This window comes from Bifidobacterium myosotis (genome assembly GCF_002259745.1).
GTDB classification, from domain to species: Bacteria; Actinomycetota; Actinomycetes; order Actinomycetales; family Bifidobacteriaceae; genus Bifidobacterium; species Bifidobacterium myosotis.
The window spans coordinates 1-17,955 of the sequence record NZ_MWWW01000007.1 but is presented as its reverse complement, the minus strand read 5'-3'; the positions used below and the strand labels follow the sequence as shown (position 1 = coordinate 17,955).

The window sequence follows — 17,955 nt, the reverse complement described above, 5'->3', positions numbered from 1 at the left end:
GACCTGTTCTTCCAACAGCTGACGCCGGCCCAGCGCGCCTCCATCCGGGTGATCACCGGCGACGGGGCGCGGTGGATCGACGAGTGCGCGTTCCGCTGGTGCCCCATGGCCGAACGCATCCTCGACGGGTTCCACATCGTGTCCTGGGCGACCGACGCGCTCGACAAGGTCCGCACCGCCGCATGGCGCGAGGCCAGAAAGGCCGGCACGGCCCGGAAGGGCGCCAAGGACCCGATCAAGGGCGCGCGTTGGGCGCTGCTGAAGAACGAGAACGACCTGACCGCCGGCCAGAAGGCCCAATTGGAGTGCGTGGCGAACACCAACGAGACCCTCTGGGAGGCGTACAAGCTCAAGGAACGCCTCAGGATGATCCTCAAGCAGACGGCGGACGAGGCCGCGCCCCTGCTGCGCCAATGGGCCGCGGACGCGTTCCTGTCCGGCATCCCGGGCTTCGTCCCGCTCGGAGAGAAGATCGCCAGGCGCCACTTCGACATCCTCGCAACCATCCGTTCCGGACTGTCCAACGCCAGGCTCGAGGCCATCAACAACAAGATCAAGACCACCATCAAGATCGGCTACGGCTACAGGAACCTCGACAACCTCATCAGCCTCGTCATGCTCAAATGCGGAGGACTCAACCTCACACTCCCCGGACGCCAATAGCCAGCAGGCCAGACCAGCAATCTACACCCACACAAACACCCGAAGAGCCGATTATATGTGCTGCTTAGCCTTCGGGGCTCTTCGTATGCCGATCTTCGTGCGGCATAAAAACGGGGAAGCCCCGCTCTGGTGAGCGAGGCTTCCCGATGTAGGTGTCGATGCCGAAAATCAGCCCGTGTTCTGCAGGCCTGCGGCGACGCCCGAAACGGTGCAGAGGATGAGATAGATGAACCCGGCCTGCTGGCTGTGGCTGAGTTCTTCCTTGTCCACCTTCTTGCGCAGCGAACGCAGGGCGAGCACCTGCGTGAGCGACAGGGCGTCCACATACGGAGAGCGAATGCGGATGGCCTGACCGAGCACATGACGGTGCTGGAGCGGCCACTTGTCGCCGACGATGTCGAGCACCCACTTGCGGGTGAGCTCCATCTCGCTGAGCACCTTCTCGTTGAGATCCTCGCGGTCGCCGAGGGCGAGGTACATCTTGGCGATGCGCTCGTCCGTCTTGGCGATGGACATCTCGATGTTGTCGATGAAGGTGGAGAACAGCGGCCATTCCTCGTACGCCTCGCGCAGCGTTTGCAAATCGCCGAACTTCTCGCACGCGGTTCCCAGACCGTACCAGGCGGCCAGGTTGATGCGGGCCTGAGCCCAGGAGAAGATCCACGGAATCGTGCGCAGGTCGTCCAGCGACTTCGCGCCGAGGCCACGCTTAGCCGGGCGGGAGCCGATCGGCAGCAGACCGATCTCGGTCAGCGGCGTCACGGTGGAGAACCACTGGGCGAAGTCCGGCGTGTGCAGCAGGTCGAGGAAACGCTCGTGAGCGGCCTCATCCAGCTGGTTGGCCATGTCCGCGTACTTGACGGTCATATCCGTGTTGCGCTTCTCCACGCTCGGGGCGGACTGCAGCAAGGTTGCCGCGGCCACGGACTCGACGTGGCGGATGGCCAGCACCGGGTTGCCGTAGCGAGCGAAGATGACCTCGCCCTGTTCGGTGAGCTTGAAGCGGCACTTGACGGAACCGACCGGCTGGGCGAGCACCGCGCGGTTGGCCGGGCCGCCGCCACGACCGACGGCGCCGCCGCGGCCATGGAACAGGGTCAGGTCGATGTTGTGCGATTCGGCCCACTTGGCGATGCGCTCCTGGGCGGAGTGCAGGGCCAGCGTGGCGGAGGTCGGGCCGGCGTCCTTCGAGGAGTCGGAGTAGCCGAGCATGACTTCGAGCTTGTTGCCGGTGGCCTTCAGGCGTGCCTGGACCTCGGGGATCTTGATCATTTCCTCGAGCACATCCACCGAGTTCTGCAGATCCTCGAGCTGCTCGAACAGCGGGATCACGTCGATGGTCGGCACGTCCTCCGGATGGGCGAAGGCGAGACGGTTGAGCTCGTAGACGTCCTTGATGTTCTGGGCGCTCTTCGTGAAGGAGATGATGTAGCGGCGCGCGGCCTTGAGGCCGTTGCGCTTCTGAATCGAGCCGAGGGCGCGGAAGGTGTCGAGCACCTCGTGGGTCATCGGCTGCAGTTCGCCGCGTTCGCCGTGCAGGCCGTGCTCGCGGATGTCCGCGAGGGCGCGGGAATGCACCACGGAATGCTGACGGAACTCCATCTCGACCATGTGGAAGCCGAAGGTCTCGGCCTGCCAGATGAGGTCCTGCAGCGGGCCGTAGGCGGAGCGCTTGGCGCCCGCGTCGGCCAGCGACTGCTGGACGGTCTTGAGGTCGGCGATGAAATCGTCGCAGGTGTGGTACATCAGATCGGCGTCACGCTCGATGGTGTAGTGCAGGCGATCGGCGATCACCAGCATCACGGCGCGGTGCAGCTCCTTGGTGGAGATCAGCGCGGCCTTATCGGTCAGGCGCTCGCTCATCTCCTTCTGGTGGCTCCACAGGCTCTTGAGCGCGGCGCTCGGCGGGGTGGTCTCGGCCTCCATCGTGAGGTTCTTGCCCACGGTGCGGGTGGACTCCTCAAGCGCGGCCAGCACATGGTCGGAGAACTTGCGGGCCACCTGACGGCTCACCTTGGCGGTGACGTTCGGGTTGCCGTCGCGGTCGGAGCCGATCCAGCTGCCGGGGTGGAAGAACGCGGGGCAGACGGGCGGCACCAGACCGGCCTTGTCGCCTAGCACCCAATCGTCGAAGCGACGGTAGACGGCCGGAATCGTGTGGAAGAGCGTGTTGTCGAAGATGTCGAGAATCGTGTCCGCCTCTTCGACAGGGGTCGGCTTCTTCAGCGCGATCGGCGAGGTGCGGAAGAGCGCGTCGATCTCGTTGTAGAGACGGCGCAGGTTCTCCTTCTTGTCCGATCCGCCCAGACGCTTGTGCGCCTCGAGCAGCTCGGAGATGCGGCGGATCTTGCCTTCCACTGCCTTGCGGCGGGCCTCGGTGGGGTGCGCCGTGAAGACGGGGTGGAATTCGAGGCGATCGAGCAGTTCCTTGGCCTTGGCCGGGCCCATCTCATTGATGAGCTGGTGGTAGGCCACGGTGAGCTCGTTGATCGGATCGACCGCCTGGTCCTCGGACACCTTGTTTTCGCGGCTGTGCAGCACGGAGACGCGGTAGTTCTCCTCGGACAGGTTCGCCAGATGGAAGTAGGTGGCGAATGCGCGGGCGAGCAGCTGGGCATCATGCAGGGTCATGTTGTCGATGACGTCTACGGCCGCCTTCAGGCCGTCATGTCCCGGATTCGGGTCCTCCATGCCGCCGAAGTGCTCCGCGCTGGCCTCCACCGCGTAGTTGCGCACGGTGTCGAACGTGGAAAGCAGTTCGGGGTTGTATTCACCCAGTACGTCGCGCAGGATTCGCAGACACAAATCCATGTCGTACTTGAGGTTTTCGGGAAGATCATGCTCCTCCGGACCCTTCTTGCCGGTTCCGGTGGTGACGATGGCGGCGTCAGCTGGAGTGATCTGTTCTGCTTCTTCTGATGCCAATATAACCTCCTTTGCCGAATATCAGGTTGCTCGGTCTACTGGTCGTCCGCGGCTCCTCCGCGGTTGTTGAGGCCAGTCGTTGCAAGCCCACAGCCCGTATTCAACGTGGTTGTCGTGTGGGCAACAGTGTATCCCCGCATAATCGCCACTTACGTTACGAAGTCCACTGTTCGATTGATGTTGTGCCGCCGTCAGCTTGTTGTCTCATATGGTGTTTGGAAAATGTCCGTAATATGAAATTGCTGCGTGGGCGCGTATCTAGTCGGGGAGGGGCGCGGGGTACGTTGAATTGCTGGCGGGCCATGAGTGTTCTGACGCGCGATGCATTCGTGCATGCCATGCGTGACGTCGCAAGACAGGTATGACCAGGCCGAAACGAGCCGGCATTCCTGTACGTATGCACACAGGAATCCACGGCGGCGGACGCTTTGCAATCCGCCGCGGAAGCGGCAGCACAACAGTCAAGCAGAATCAACAGTCAAAAGTCGAGAGATCAGCAGGAACCGGGGAATCGCATGCAGCAGCAGACGGACCACATCGAGCACCCGCAGGCGCATCAGGAACACCGCAAACCCAACGAACACGGCGCCATCGCCGTGCAGCACTTCCACACCCATTCCATCCCCCTGGATATGGAGGACATCGAGCGCGACTGGGACAAGCCCATTGCCGAGGCGGGCATCGCGGCCAAGGCGAGCGTGATCGTGCGCGTCGGCCTGTTGGATCTGTCGGCCGGCACCGGTTCGTTCCGCGTGCGCGAGATGATGCATCGCATCGCCTATCCGCTCGGCGTGCATGTGCGCGCGGACGTCAACCTCACGGACATCGAAGCCGCCTGCACGGACGGCAAGGACCGCATCACCGAAGTCATCGATCTGCCGACCACCGGCGTCAACACCGAGCGCATCTGGCTGCTTGAGCACTTCGCCGACTGGTTCAGCGTGAACCTCGGCGAGGAGTCGATGTACCACAAAACCTCGGAGGTGTCGCGCGGACTGATGCGTCACCTTGACGTCAAAGACGCCTCGCAGCTTTCCGCCGACCTGTCCAAGCGGATTCGTGAGGAACAGAAGGAGCGTCAGGCCGAGGCCCAGGAAGCCGAGGCGCGGCATGACCAAACCGGGTCTGCCGCGCAGGAAGGCCAGGATGCCGTGCTCGATGCGCTCGAGGAGGCCAGCCGGCACACCGATCCCGGGCGGCCGCTCGCCGAACAGCTCGATGTGCATGAGACGGACTGGTCCCAGTCCGCGATGACCGAGTCGTTGGCCGCGCGCGCCGAGGTCGCAGAGCGCGAGGAGCAGGAGATCGCCGAGCAGCGTCATCGCCATGGTGCCGAGGGTGGCCAATCGGATTCCGAAGTCATGGGCGTCGACTTCACCGAACTGAGCGATCGCCTCAGTGACGAGCATGGCCGCGAAGCCGAACGTGATGCTTCTTCGGCGGCGGCGCGCCGGAGCGACGACCACGACATCCACGGTGGCCACGGCCATGCGGGCCGCCACGGCGCCGCACCGGACGACGGCTTCATCTCGTCTGCTGCGACCGATCGGCGAGGCCATGCCCACAAGCCCCCGAAGGGTGAATACGCCGCGCACTTCGACCACGTCGGCAAGTCGCCGGTTTCCGGTCGCCCGGGCATCACCGTGCGGCAGGCCCACCAGCGTCTCGATATGATTGAACGCCGCAAGCCGCTCTATTCCCCGGCCTTCGCCGGACTCGCCTCGGCCATCGCCTGCGCATCCTTCGTGTTCCTGCTCGGCGGCGGTCCGTACGACATGATTGGCGCGTTCGTCGGCGCCGGCCTCGGGCACTGGCTGCGTCGCCGGCTGTTCAAGCACCACCTCAACCAGTTCTTCGTCACCTTCGTGTGCGTGGCGGTGGCGGCGCTCGCATGCACCGGCATGCTGCGCCTCATCGGCCTGTTCGACCCGGTGGCGCTGCAGCATGACACCGCCTACATTGGCGCCATGCTGTTCGTCATTCCTGGCTTCCCGCTGATCACCAGCGGATTGGACATGGCCAAGATCGACTTCCCGTCCGGCATCCAACGCCTGATGTACTTCCTGTGCATCGTGCTGATGGCCACGCTCGCCGGCTGGATGGTCGCCACCATCGTGCATCTGAACCCCACCGGGTTTGAACCATTGGGCCTGAATGTCTGGGTGAACGGGGCGTTGCGCTTCGTGTTCGCGTTCCTCGGCGTGTGGGGCTTCTCCATCATGTTCAATTCGCCGCAGCGCATGTGCCTGGTCGCCGCGCTCATCGGCGCCATCACCGATACGTTGCGATTGGAACTCGTCGATTTGCTGAACGTGCCGCCTGAAGCCGGTGCGTTTATCGGCGCATTGCTGGCAGGTCTGCTCGCCTCCGCGTGGCGTTCATCCGTGCGCAAGGGCTGGCTGCCGCCGCATCTGGGATATCCGCGCATCTGTCTGACCGTGCCCTCCATCGTGATCATGGTTCCGGGCCTGTACATGTACCGTGCCATGTGGTACCTCGGCAGCTTCGACACATTGAATGCGCTGGACTGGGCATTCCGTGCGTTCATGGTGATTATCTGTCTGCCGATTGGTCTGGCCATGGCCCGCGTGATCACGGATAAATCCTGGCGATACGACATCTGAGGCGTCTGAAGCATTTGCAGCGTCTCAAGCGCATGAAGCGCGCGGCGGCGTGTCTCAGCATGGTGACGGCGCAAGACGCATAGGGGGCCGTATCCGCTACCATCATGCGAACGACGGCAATCGCCGCTCTGACCCGCATCGCAATCAGCAATTTCGATCATCACCGGCGATTCGCGGGCGTCAATAGAGAGAGGAACACAGTTGGCGAACGATTTCTGGATCCTGCTGGCCATGGTCATCTATTTCGCGGCCATGCTGTCGATCGGATTCATCTACTCCAAACGGTCCAACTCCTCCTCCAAGGAGTACTTCGCCGGCGGGCGTGGCGTAGGGCCGTGGCTGACCGCCCTGAGCGCCGAGGCCTCCGACATGTCCGGCTGGCTGCTCATGGGCCTGCCGGGCCTGGCCTATTTCACCGGCGCGGCCGACCCGATGTGGACCTCGATCGGTCTGGCGTTGGGCACCTATCTCAACTGGAAGCTGGTGGCCCGCCGACTGCGCCGCTACTCGGTGGTGGCGGGCGACGCCATCACCATCCCCGACTTCTTCGCCAAACGGTTCCATGACCGGCGCGGCGTCATCTCCACTCTTGCGGCGATCATCATTCTGGTGTTCTTCTGCGTGTACGTGGGCAGTTGCTTCGTCACCGTCGGCAAGCTCTTCAACGCGCTCTTCGGCTTCGACTATCACGTCATGATGATCGTCGGTGCGCTGGTGGTGTTCGTCTACACCATCGTCGGCGGATACCTGTCCGTGGTGATGACCGATTTCATCCAAGGCATGCTCATGTTCTTCGCCCTCGCCGTGGTGTTCATCGGCACCGTGGCCTCCGCCGGCGGCATCGGCAACACCGTCGCGTTCCTGCAGTCCATCCCCGGCTTCCTTTCGGGTACGCAGGTGGCTGCGCCGCAGCTCGACCCGGTCACCGGTCAGCAGCTCGTGGAGGCCGGGCGTGCGATGTTCGGCGCGCCCTCCGATTACGGCATCATCACCATCGTGTCGATGCTGGCATGGGGTCTCGGCTACTTCGGCATGCCGCAGGTGCTGGTGCGGTTCCTGTCGATCCGCAGCGTCGAAGAGGTGCGCAAGTCCCGCATCATCGCCACCTCGTGGTGCGTGCTGTCGCTGGCCAGCGCCGTGTGCATCGGTCTGGTCGGCCGTGCGATGATGCCCACGCACCTGCTCACCGCCGCCTCCGCCGAGACGATCTTCATCGTGCTGGCGCAGACCCTGCTGCCGAGCTTCGTGTGCGGTGTAGTGGTGTCCGGCATCTTCGCGGCCTCCATGAGCTCCAGCTCGTCGTACATGATCATCGGCGCATCCGCGATGGGCGAGAACATCTTCCGCGGCCTGTTCCACAAGCAGGCGACGGACCGTCAGGTCATGATCGTGGCCCGTTTGACGCTGGTCGTCATGTTCCTGTTCGGCATTCTGGTGGCCTTTGATCAGAACTCCTCGATCTTCCAGGTGGTGTCCTACGCGTGGGCAGGGCTGGGGGCTTCGTTCGGCCCGCTCATGCTCAGCGCGCTGTACTGGCGGCGTACCAACAAGGCGGGCGCCGTCGCCGGCATGTTGTCCGGCACGGTCACGGTGCTGGTTTGGCATAACTTCATCAAGCCGCTTGGTGGCGTGTTCGCCATTTATGAGCTGTTGCCGGCGTTCATCGTTTCGTTGCTGTTCATTGTGGTGGTTTCGCTGCTGACCAAGCGTCCCGACGAGCGCATGCTCTATGAATTCGACCACTACATGGACGACCCGTTGCCTGGCACCCTGCCCAACGGTTCCGTGCTGGTCGACGAACCCCTGAAGGCCATGGAGTCCGAGGTCCGCGGCGGCAAGTGAATCTGCTGCCGGCACGGCGTGGTGTGTGCTCCTGCGCAGCCACCCCTTAGCAATGGGCGAGCGGAGCACATAGGTTGAGGGTTTCTGCTTTGTGAGGGGTACATTTGCCCCATTGCAGACAGCTATCTGCTTTGCAAGGGGTACCTAATTGATGGTATTCCGAGTATGCGCGTTGCAATTTCAACATGCATACTCGCATTGTTGCCGATTAGGTACCCCTTGCAAAGCAGATAGCTTTCCGAGACAAGGCAAATGTACCCCTTACAACGCAGAAAGCTCATAACGCCGGGAGTCTCATAGTGCAGAGCTTCCGTTGTCTAGTAAACGCGGTTGCCGTTCACCAACGTCATCACGACATGATTCGGCATGGCGCGCATGGCTTCAGGTGTGGACACGGCATACGGATTGGCGTCCAGCAGCACCACATCGGCCGGATCGCCCGTGCAAAGATGATCGCGCCCCGTGGCCGTGGAAGCGGCCAGCGACATATGTGCGGTAAGCCGTTGCTCCGGTTGGAACGGCTCGCGATCGGAACTCTCGGTTGCGAAGACGGCTGCGGAGATAGCCAGCCATGGGTCAAGCGGAGCGACCGGCGCATCCGATCCCATGCGCAACCGCGCAAGACCGTATCGGCTGCCATGCGGCTCAGCTGTCGCAGCTGTATCGCGGTGCGCTTCCGCATCCTTCCTGGCCTCTGCCATGGTGTCGGCCAGTGCGCGGAACGGATAGGGGACGCCGGCAGGATGGGCCCAGAAGCGGGCGATTACGTCGCGATCGTCCATTGCATGCTGGGGCTGGATGCTCGCGTCGAGCCCCAGCGCAGCAAGGCGCGGAATATCCCGTGGTTTCAACATCTGCGCATGCTCAATTGAACCGTGGGCGTGGGCGGCCTTCGCCGCGTTCAACACAATGGTGTTCGCCTCGTCGCCGATGGCATGGCATGCGATGTCGAAGCCGTGCTCGGTGGCCAGACGCATGTAATCCTCAATTTGCTGCGGCGTGTAGCTCAGGACGCCGTAGGTCGGCGGTTCGATGCCGGAATACGGAGTGGAGCAATACGCGGAACGTGTGTTGAGCGAGCCGTCCGCGATGAGCTTCATGGCGCCGACGCGCCCCAGGCCGTGGCTGCCGGGTAGCGGGTCGCCAGTATGCCAGCCTGCGTCGATCGCCTCCCGCAGTCGTTCGGGATAGACGCCGGCATCCACGCGCAAGCCGTCGATGCCGGCCGAGAAACGGGCGATCCATGTGTTGATGTTCTCGGCCATTTCGTAGTCTCGGATGCCGACAATGCCCTTGCCGGCGGCGTCCTTCTCCGCCTCGCGCAACAACCGGTCGGTCTCCTCGGCGGCTCCCGGAACCGAATCGAATTGCGTGTACGTGTTGAACCACTCGAGCTCGCCCACCAGACCGGTCTGTTCGTCGGGGTGGACGCCGAGTCGTCTGGCTGCGGCCGAATTCACCCATCCGCAGTGCATGTCCGCGCTGGAAAGCGCCACCGGCTGCTCGCCGGACGCGGCGTCGATGGCCGCCAGCGTGGGCTGCTCGTCGTCGGCCCACAGCGAATGACGGAAACGCATGCCCACTACGAACGCATCAGGGTTGAGGGTCCCGGCCGCGCGTCGTTCATCCAGATGCGCGCGCAGCATGGACATCGCTTCGGCGGCGGAGCGGGCATCGATCAGGTCAAGGCGTCCGAGCGTCTTGGCCCATTGCGTGAAATGCGTGTGGCAGTCCCACAGACCGGGAATGACCCACAGCCCATCAGCGTCGATGGTGGTGATGTCCGCCGTCTGTTCGGAGGCATCGTCGGGATTCATGCCGTGCGGCATGGTATGCGGCAAGCCGGCCAATGGGCTATCGGCACCCCGACCGGCCGAATCTCCGGTGGCTGTGGATGAGGTTGTGGAGGCGGTTGTGGCTGTGGAGGTGAAGGTGGACGCGGACGCGGACGTCGGTTTCACATCAACGACGGTTCCATCGCCCAGCACGATATCCACACGCCGATCGGAGCCGGGCACGCCGGCATTGATGATACGCACCAAATTGCTCATATCCGTCATCATGCCACGGTTATGTGAATGCCGAAGGGATTCGCCCGGTCTCCATATTTCGTACTCTGATTTGGAATCTGTTGCGCGTGAAGGCTCGTCCACCTCGCAGTAGCTGATGGCGGTGCGCCGGAACTTCATTGTCGGCATCGGCAAACCATGAATATGTCTTCACTATAGAGTCTTCACTATAGAGTTATCCACATACTTGTCCACATTTATCCACCGAAAAATTGAGGCGGTGGACGGGACCTTGCGAATCGTTTACGCTCAAGGCATTGGGGCACGCATTACGAAGGGGTAGGCATCATGGCCGATTCGCTTGCATTGACGGAACTGACGGAACTGAAGTATCAGCGCATGAAAACGTGTGAGGAGATTCAACGACGTAGCGGTTGGCGTCCGACGTATGCCCTGACGACCGCGTTGGAACTCCAAGCCATCGAGATGCCTCGCTTGTCCGCGAAGTGCGGACGATTGCGGACCGGTACTGTGGTTGCCGTTTCAGATGCGAATAAGAAGTACCGGGTGAAAGGGGTTGCGGCGGTGGTATGGCCTTACCCGATCGATACGGTCATGGTCGAACGGCAATTTCGCTGTGTCTCCCCGGCCTGTACGTGGGCGATGTTCTCCTCGTATTTGGAACTGGAGGAGCTCATCGTACTGGCCGATTCCATGATGCGTCGAAACCGGCGATTGCGCAGGGCCGAGATGGATGAGCTGATTGCCTATTTGGATGTTGTGGAAGCGCATGTCCGTACGATTCGCGAGGAAGGCCGAAGAGCGAAGCTGTTCCAGGGTTTCGACAATTGCCGCCGTGCATTGCTGGTGGCCCGAGCCGGGACGGATTCCTCGATGGAGACCAGAACGAGACTGGCGGTGATGAAATACGGTTTGGACTGCCCTCAAGTGAATTATCCATTCCTCGATAGGAAGAACGGACGGTCATGGTATCTTGATCTCGCTTATCCCGAATTCAAGGTCTGCATTGAATACGATGGTTCCCACCATGCTGGTCGATGGCTCGACGATGTGCGAAGACGCCAGGCCATCGAGGATGAGGGATGGAGATACATTCAGGTCACCAACCTTGATATCGGCGATGACGAGGGCGAAGCGGCTCTTGCGCAAAGGATCGCAAAACAGATACAGGAAGTCACGGGCAAGCAGGTGCCGCTTACGTCGCGTAAGACCATATTGCAGGTATGCGATGCCAGGACGCTTCGGCGTAAGCCGATGCATGAACAGCTTCGTTTTGAGCCATTGCTGCCAGTCGATGGCGCCTTCAACGATGTCTGACGACTGCGGGCATCGGCGTTGACGTTAGCGGCGCGGCGCGTGAAGTAATTAATGAATTAATGAAGTAATTCATTAATTCATTAATTAAATATTTCAATACTGCGTCATTCGCTCGCAATGAACGCAATACCGCGGACGTGTGAGGCTTTCTCCTTTGCAAGGGGTACATCCGAGGCTCTGCAGACAGCTATCTGCGTTGCAAGGGGTACGTGCAGCCGCGAATCACTCGTAGCGTCCGCGCAATATCGGCGAGTATAAACCCGTTTGCGAGGAGTAGGTACCCCTTGCAAAGCAGATAGCTGTCCGGAGAAGGCCGGATGTACCCCTTGCAAGCAAGATACATCAATTTCCGGCGTGGTGGCGCCTTACGGCCGATGCCCAATGCGATGTCGAGCCGTGAAAAGCCTGAATGGGCCTCCAAGCCGTGCAGCCGCATATGCGTGGAACCTTGATGACTGCCTGTCCCTATCGTTACAGCGTTTTCGGGCGTTGCACATCGCCGCCAATGCCCGTAAATACAACGATTCCCTGCTCATCGCTACAACGATGAGCAGGGAATCGCGCGCGAATACCGAAGACGCGTAAAAAATCAGTACTTCATGCCCATGGCCTCGCGCACCTGGTCGAGGGTCTCCTCGGCGATGATGTTGGCGCGCTTGTTGCCGTCCTCGAGCACGTCGCGGATGTAGTCCATGTCCTTGGCCAGCTCGGCGCGGCGCTCACGGTGCGGAGCCAGGAAGTTGTTCACGGACTCGATCACGTACGCCTTGAGGGTGCCGGCACCTGCATCGCCGATCTCCTCGGCGATGTCCTTCGGGTCGCGGCCGGTCACCAGGCCAGCGGTGGTCAGCAGCGCGGAGACCTGCGGGCGGGCAATCGGGTCGAAGGTGATGCGACGCTCGGAATCGGTCGGGCTCTTCTTGATGAGCTTGGCGGTCTCCTCGGCCGTGGCGCCCAGCATGATGGAGTTGCCGTACGACTTGCTCATCTTGCGGCCGTCGAGGCCCGGAATCTCCGGCGCGTCGGACAGGATAGCCGCCGGCTCCGGGAACACCGGGTGCTTCTTGGCATAGCGCTCGTTGAAACGACGGGCGATGGTGCGGGTGATTTCGATGTGCGGCAGGTTGTCCTTACCGATCGGCACCACGTTGGCCTTGCAGAACAGGATGTCGCACGCCTGATGCACCGGGTAGGTGAGCAGCAGGCCGGTCAGCGCGTGGCCGGAGGCCTCCATCTCGGACTTCACGGTGGGGTTGCGGTGCAGCTCGGCCTCAGTGACCAGCGACAGGAACGGCAGCAGCAGCTGGTTTTCGGCCGGCACGGCGGAGTGCGCGTAGATCATGGTCTTCTTCGGGTCGATGCCGGCGGCCATGTAGTCGAGCACCAGATTGAGCACGTTGTCCTGGATGTGCTCGGTGGTGTCGCGGTCGGTGATTACCTGATAGTCGGCGATGATGATGTTCGAGTGCACGCCCTTGTTCTGCATGGCCACGCGCTCCTTGATGGAGCCGAAATAGTGGCCCAGGTGCAGACGACCGGTCGGCCTGTCGCCGGTGAGCATCGTGAACTTGCCGGGCTCGGCTTCCAGCTTGGCGAGCGTTTCGTCCGAACGCTTCTTCGCGGCGAGGAAACTCGCGCTCATTTCATTGCCAGCCGCTGTCAATTGCTGCTCGTCGGTCATGCGAAATCCTTTGAATAGCCCTCAAATAAACGCTTTTTATGGTAAAAGTGTGAGCCGACAACGAACAAGCCGCAAACAAGTGGTACTCTCGTATGTTGATGAATCGAACAGCATAGTAATCGCAGGGGGTCGCATGGGCCGCGGACGTCAGAAAGCCAAGCAGCAGAAAATTGCCCGTAAGCTCAAGTATTTGACTACCGATACCGATTATGACGAGCTGGCAAAGGAATTGAGCGAGCAAGAGCCGGGGGCGGGCTCGCCCGATCCATTCGCCGATATCGAAGCCAAGTACACTGCTCACGATGCGGACGGCGATCATGAACCGTCCGTGACGGATGATCATCAGGAACCGGCTTCTCCGGCAGCCGATGACGATCTTGACGAATACGCCAAGTGGGCCGCCGAGGCCGCCGCGAAGGCGACCAGTGGCGAGTTCCCGAAGACCACGGCCAAGCCGGCGGTGCCGCATCGTCCAATTCCGATGCCGATGCCGTCCGCGCTCAAGCCGAAGAAGTGAGACATCCGGTCTCGTCCGGGATTCGGGATGATTTCCGATGATTTCAGGCGTCCGCAATAGGCGGGCGCCTTTTTCATAGGTTCATTAGGTGACTTGCTGTGCTGTGGCTTACCGTGCAGGGACCTACCGTGCAGGACCGACCAGCGGCAGCAGCCCGCTCAGGTCATCCCGTTCGCCGACCGCACTGATACGGCCCGCTTCCTTCTCCTCGGCCCACGCGGTGATGCCGCAGGCCAGCCGCAGCCAGACGTCCGGGTCCAGCTCGATCACGTCGGGCGGGGTGAGATTGTGCGGGTCCGATTCGGGGCCGTCCAAGATTTTGACCGCGCCCCACGGCGCCACGCGCACCTCCACCCCGGGCCCGGGGACGCGCCGTTCCAGCAGGAACAGCGAATAGCGCACGGCCATCGCCCATACCGGACGCGGCAGCTTCGGGGAAACGGCAAGGCGTTGCGTAGGATCGGACGCCGCCGCGGCCACCTCCTGCGCCGCCTCGTACCATTGGTGCAACGCCTCGCGCCCGCGGGGCAGATCCTTCTCCAAAATCACAGCCATGATTCCATCTTCGCATGACTGATGGTGTTCCGTGCCTCCCATGTCCGGAGGTTCGCCGGTTCTGTGTCTCGGCAGGTGCCGGCTCCGGCTGCGAGGTGTCGGCGGACCGCTCCGGGGCGGTGGGGCACGGCGTGCCGGTTCGGCGTGCCGTGTCGCCGGTTCCGCCTGCAGCCCGAGTATGGCCATCCGTTGTGCCCATTGCAAACTGGCTGGTGCAAACGATGACATACCAAGATGCGTAAACTACGTAGCGGTGCTACGCTATGAAATGAGAACGTATGCATAGCGGTCCTCGCCGACGCCGTTACGGAGAGTTCATGCATACGTTCATGTGGCGCTACCTATTGCGCGGCATAATGAAAACGGGCAATTATCCCGGAAGGAAAGTCAGAATGACCGAAATCACCGCACCCAAGTCTCCCGTTACGGCGGAGCAGTTCGCCGACGAGATTCGTGAACAACTCAAGTACACCCAGAACGTCACCCCCGAGCAGGCCACTGCCGCCGACGTGTACGTCGCCGCTTCCAAGGCCGTGCGTAACCACCTCGCCGACGCCTGGTTCAAGACCCAGGCTGACACCGTCAACGGCGACACCAAGGCCGTCGGCTACCTGTCCGCCGAGTTCCTCATGGGCAAGCAGCTCGAGAACGCGCTGCTCAACGCCGGCCTGACCGAGCAGTTCGACGCCGCCGTCGAAGCCCTCGGCTTCCAGCCGAAGGACATCGTTGACGCCGAATACGAGCCGGGCCTCGGCAACGGTGGCCTTGGTCGTCTGGCCGCCTGCTTCATCGACTCCCTCGCCTCGCTGGGCGTGCCGGCCTTCGGCTACGGCATCCAGTACAAGTACGGCATCTTCAAGCAGACGTTCGACGAGAACGGCAAGCAGGTGGAGACCCCGGACTACTGGCTGACCAACGAGGAGCCGTGGGGCCACATCGACTACAACCGTGACCAGAAGGTCTCCTTCGGCGGCGAGGTCGTCGAGGAGAACGGCAAGAAGGTCTGGAAGCCGGCGTGGTCCGTGCGCGCCGTGCCGGTCGACTACCTCGTGCCGGGCTACAAGTCCCAGCGCGTGAACACCCTTCGTCTGTGGACCGCCAAGTCCTACGACGAGTTCGACCTGCTCGCCTTCAACAAGAGCGAGTACCTGGACGCCGTCAAGCCGCAGGTCAAGGCCGAGAACATCTCCAAGATCCTCTACCCGGAGGACTCCACCAAGGTCGGCAAGGAGCTGCGCCTCGAGCAGCAGTACTTCTTCGTGTCCGCCTCCCTGCACGACGCCATCCGCGTCTTCTACCCGGGCGAGGCCAAGCCGGATCTCACCACCTTCCCGAACAAGATCACGTTCCAGCTCAACGACACCCACCCGGTGATTGGCATTCCGGAGCTCATGCGCATCCTCATCGATGAGTACGACTACGACTGGGACACCGCTTGGGGCATCACCCAGAAGACCTTCAACTACACCTGCCACACCCTGCTGCCGGAGGCCCTCGAGGTCTGGCCGGCCAGCCTGATCGGCGAGCTGCTGCCGCGTCATCTTGAGATCATCAAGAAGATCAACGAGCAGTTCGAGGACGAGCTCAAGGACAAGGGCGTCGCCGACGAGACCATCGAGCGCATGCGCATCTACACCGGTGACGCGGTCCGCATGGCCTACCTGGCCACCTACGGCGGCTCCCACGTCAACGGCGTGGCCGAGCTGCACTCCCAGCTCCTCAAGGACGTCACCCTCAAGGACTTCTCCGACGCCTACCCGGACAAGTTCACCAACGTGACCAACGGCGTCACCCCGCGTCGCTTCATCAAGCTCGCCAACCCGGGCCTGTCCGACCTCATCACCGAGGGCCTGGGCACCGACAAGTGGCTCTCCGACCTCGACCTGCTCCAGGGCCTGGTCCCGCTGGCCAAGGACGACGAGTTCGTCAAGAAGTTCGCCGCCGTCAAGCAGGCCAACAAGCACTCCTTCGTGGCCTTCGCCAAGCAGCACTACGGCATCGACGTGGACGAGAACACCCTGTTCAACACCATGGTCAAGCGTCTGCACGAGTACAAGCGCCAGAGCCTGAAGATCCTGCTGGTCATCTCGCAGTACGCCGCCCTCAAGAAGGGTGAGGTCTCCGCCGAGGAGATCCTGCCGCGCACCGTGTTCTTCGGCGCCAAGGCCGCCCCGGGCTACTACCTGGCCAAGCTGACCATCGAGCTGATCAACAACGTCTCCAAGGTCATCAACAACGACCCGGACGTCAAGGGCAAGCTCGCCGTCCACATGCTCCCGAACTACAACATCGAGATGGCCCAGAACCTCATCCCGGCCACCGAGCTCGACGAGCAGATCTCCCAGGCCGGTAAGGAAGCCTCCGGTACCGGTAACATGAAGTTCGCCCTCAACGGCGCCCTGACCGTGGGCACCCTCGATGGCGCGAACGTCGAGATCCGCGAGAAGGTCGGCGCCGAGAACTTCTTCCTCTTCGGCATGACCGTCGATGAGGTCGAGAAGCTCTACGCCGACGGCTACGATCCGGCCAAGTACTACGAGGCCGATCCTCGCCTGAAGCAGGCCATTGAGCTCGTCGCCAACGGCACCTTCTCCAACGGCGACCGCAACGCCTACGCCCCGCTCGTCGCCGACTGGCTGACCAAGGACTGGTTCATGGCCCTCGCCGACTTCTCCTCCTACGCCGACATTCAGGCGCAGATCGAGAAGCTCTACCGCGACCCGCTCGAGTGGAACCGCAAGGCCCTGCTCAACGTCGCGAACTCCGGCTACTTCAGCTCCGACCGCTCGATGGAGGATTATTTGGAGCGCATCTGGCACACCGGTCCGCTCGCCGACTGACGGAGCGTATGCCGCCTTTCCTCAGCCTCGACCTACCTTATGTAGGCCTTCGGCTTCGGACGGCGGCCTCCGCACGCGTCATTCGACTCGCTCCGCTCGCCTGAGGCTTGATAAGGCCTAGGAACGGAGGCGGAGGGGTGGGGAGTGTGCATCCCGACCGTAGGCTTGGCCGAACGGCCTTGAGTGTGTCGGGATGCACACTCCCCACCCCTCCGGCGGTCAACTGGCATCCGGCGAGCTGGCGTCCGGCAGCCAAACTGGCTTATGGATATGAGTAAGCCGTGCGCTACTGGTCTCAAACTGCATTTGCGAGCACAAAACAAGAAATCCGGCGCTATTGCTGTTTTCGTGGGTGGTGGTTCGTGGTTGAGGTGTTGGGGGAGTAAGAGAAGAGCGCTTTCCGGGTAGGATGTTTTCGACCAAGATAAACACACAACCGCAAAGCGCCTGATGAACAGCTTATTCAAACGTCTTCTCAACGTCAAAGGCATGGTCGTCGAGGATGTTCGCATCGTCGATGGTCCCATGCGTCCCGAGCCCGTGCTCGAGGTGCGGGTGCGCCCGCGCGCGGGCATGCTCAGGTGCTCGAGGTGCGGGCGGAAGCGTCGTGGCTATGACCGTGGCGGCGGCGTGCGTCGTTGGCGTCACCAGGATTTCGGCTGCTGGCGGGTCGAGCTGGTCTCCATGATGCCGCGCGTGGACTGCCCCGGGTGCGGCGTGGTCGTCGCCGCCGTGCCGTGGGCCGAGCCCGGTTCGAGGTTCACCCGGGACTTCGAGGCGGAGTGCGCGTGGCTGATGACGGTCGCCAACCAGAGGACCGTGAGCGGGTTCCTGCGCGTGGCGTGGAGGACCGCCGGCGACATCGCCCGCAGGGTCGCCGGCCGGCTGGAGGCCGCGATGCCCTCGCCGTTCGACGGGCTGACCGCGATCGGCGTGGACGAGACCAGCTACAGGAAGGGAC

At 62.3% G+C, this 17,955-nt stretch carries 11 protein-coding genes; 7 read left to right on the top strand and 4 right to left on the bottom strand.

The genetic code is table 11. The annotated features are described in order from the left end of the window. On the top strand, positions 1-663 hold a 663-nt coding region (locus BMYO_RS04145; RefSeq protein WP_143249106.1), incomplete at its 5' end, for a transposase. A 168-nt stretch (positions 664-831) separates the two neighbouring features. Here BMYO_RS04145 and BMYO_RS04140 read toward each other — a convergent pair. Further along, positions 832-3,588 (bottom strand): phosphoenolpyruvate carboxylase, encoded by a 2,757-nt coding sequence (locus BMYO_RS04140; protein WP_094667276.1) that lies wholly within the window; start codon positions 3,586-3,588, stop codon positions 832-834. 632 nt (positions 3,589-4,220) lie between these two features. Between BMYO_RS04140 and BMYO_RS04135 the strand changes: the two genes are divergently transcribed. Continuing rightward, positions 4,221-6,212 (top strand): threonine/serine exporter family protein, encoded by a 1,992-nt coding sequence (locus BMYO_RS04135; RefSeq protein ID WP_233428145.1) that lies wholly within the window; start codon positions 4,221-4,223, stop codon positions 6,210-6,212. A gap of 201 nt (positions 6,213-6,413) precedes the next feature. Beyond that, positions 6,414-8,054: a sodium/proline symporter gene (locus BMYO_RS04130; protein ID WP_094667274.1), complete on the top strand. Its 1,641-nt coding sequence runs from the start codon at positions 6,414-6,416 to the stop codon at positions 8,052-8,054. Positions 8,055-8,371: 317 nt separating this feature from the next. On the opposite strand, the gene BMYO_RS04125 is transcribed toward BMYO_RS04130, so the two are convergent. Continuing rightward, positions 8,372-10,114 (bottom strand): amidohydrolase, encoded by a 1,743-nt coding sequence (locus BMYO_RS04125; RefSeq protein WP_169834044.1) that lies wholly within the window; start codon positions 10,112-10,114, stop codon positions 8,372-8,374. Between the two features lie 297 nt (positions 10,115-10,411). On the opposite strand from BMYO_RS04125, the gene BMYO_RS04120 reads away from it, so the two are divergent. After that, positions 10,412-11,401 (top strand): DUF559 domain-containing protein, encoded by a 990-nt coding sequence (locus BMYO_RS04120; protein WP_094667272.1) that lies wholly within the window; start codon positions 10,412-10,414, stop codon positions 11,399-11,401. Positions 11,402-11,990: 589 nt separating this feature from the next. Here BMYO_RS04120 and trpS read toward each other — a convergent pair. Continuing rightward, positions 11,991-13,082, bottom strand: a complete 1,092-nt coding sequence (gene trpS / locus BMYO_RS04115; protein ID WP_094667271.1) for a tryptophan--tRNA ligase — start codon at positions 13,080-13,082, stop codon at positions 11,991-11,993. A gap of 133 nt (positions 13,083-13,215) precedes the next feature. Here trpS and BMYO_RS04110 point away from each other — a divergent pair, with 133 nt between their 5' ends. Beyond that, entirely contained in the window at positions 13,216-13,599 is a 384-nt protein-coding gene (locus tag BMYO_RS04110; RefSeq protein WP_094667270.1) for a DUF3073 domain-containing protein, read from the top strand. A 123-nt stretch (positions 13,600-13,722) separates the two neighbouring features. Here the strand turns inward: BMYO_RS04110 and BMYO_RS04105 are convergent, their stop codons facing one another. After that, positions 13,723-14,154: a sterol carrier family protein gene (locus BMYO_RS04105; RefSeq protein WP_094667269.1), complete on the bottom strand. Its 432-nt coding sequence runs from the start codon at positions 14,152-14,154 to the stop codon at positions 13,723-13,725. A gap of 392 nt (positions 14,155-14,546) precedes the next feature. Between BMYO_RS04105 and BMYO_RS04100 the strand changes: the two genes are divergently transcribed. Next, positions 14,547-16,994 (top strand): glycogen/starch/alpha-glucan phosphorylase, encoded by a 2,448-nt coding sequence (locus tag BMYO_RS04100; RefSeq protein ID WP_169834043.1) that lies wholly within the window; start codon positions 14,547-14,549, stop codon positions 16,992-16,994. A gap of 450 nt (positions 16,995-17,444) precedes the next feature. Continuing rightward, on the top strand, positions 17,445-17,955 hold a 511-nt coding region (locus tag BMYO_RS12060), incomplete at its 3' end, for a transposase family protein (protein ID WP_143249105.1).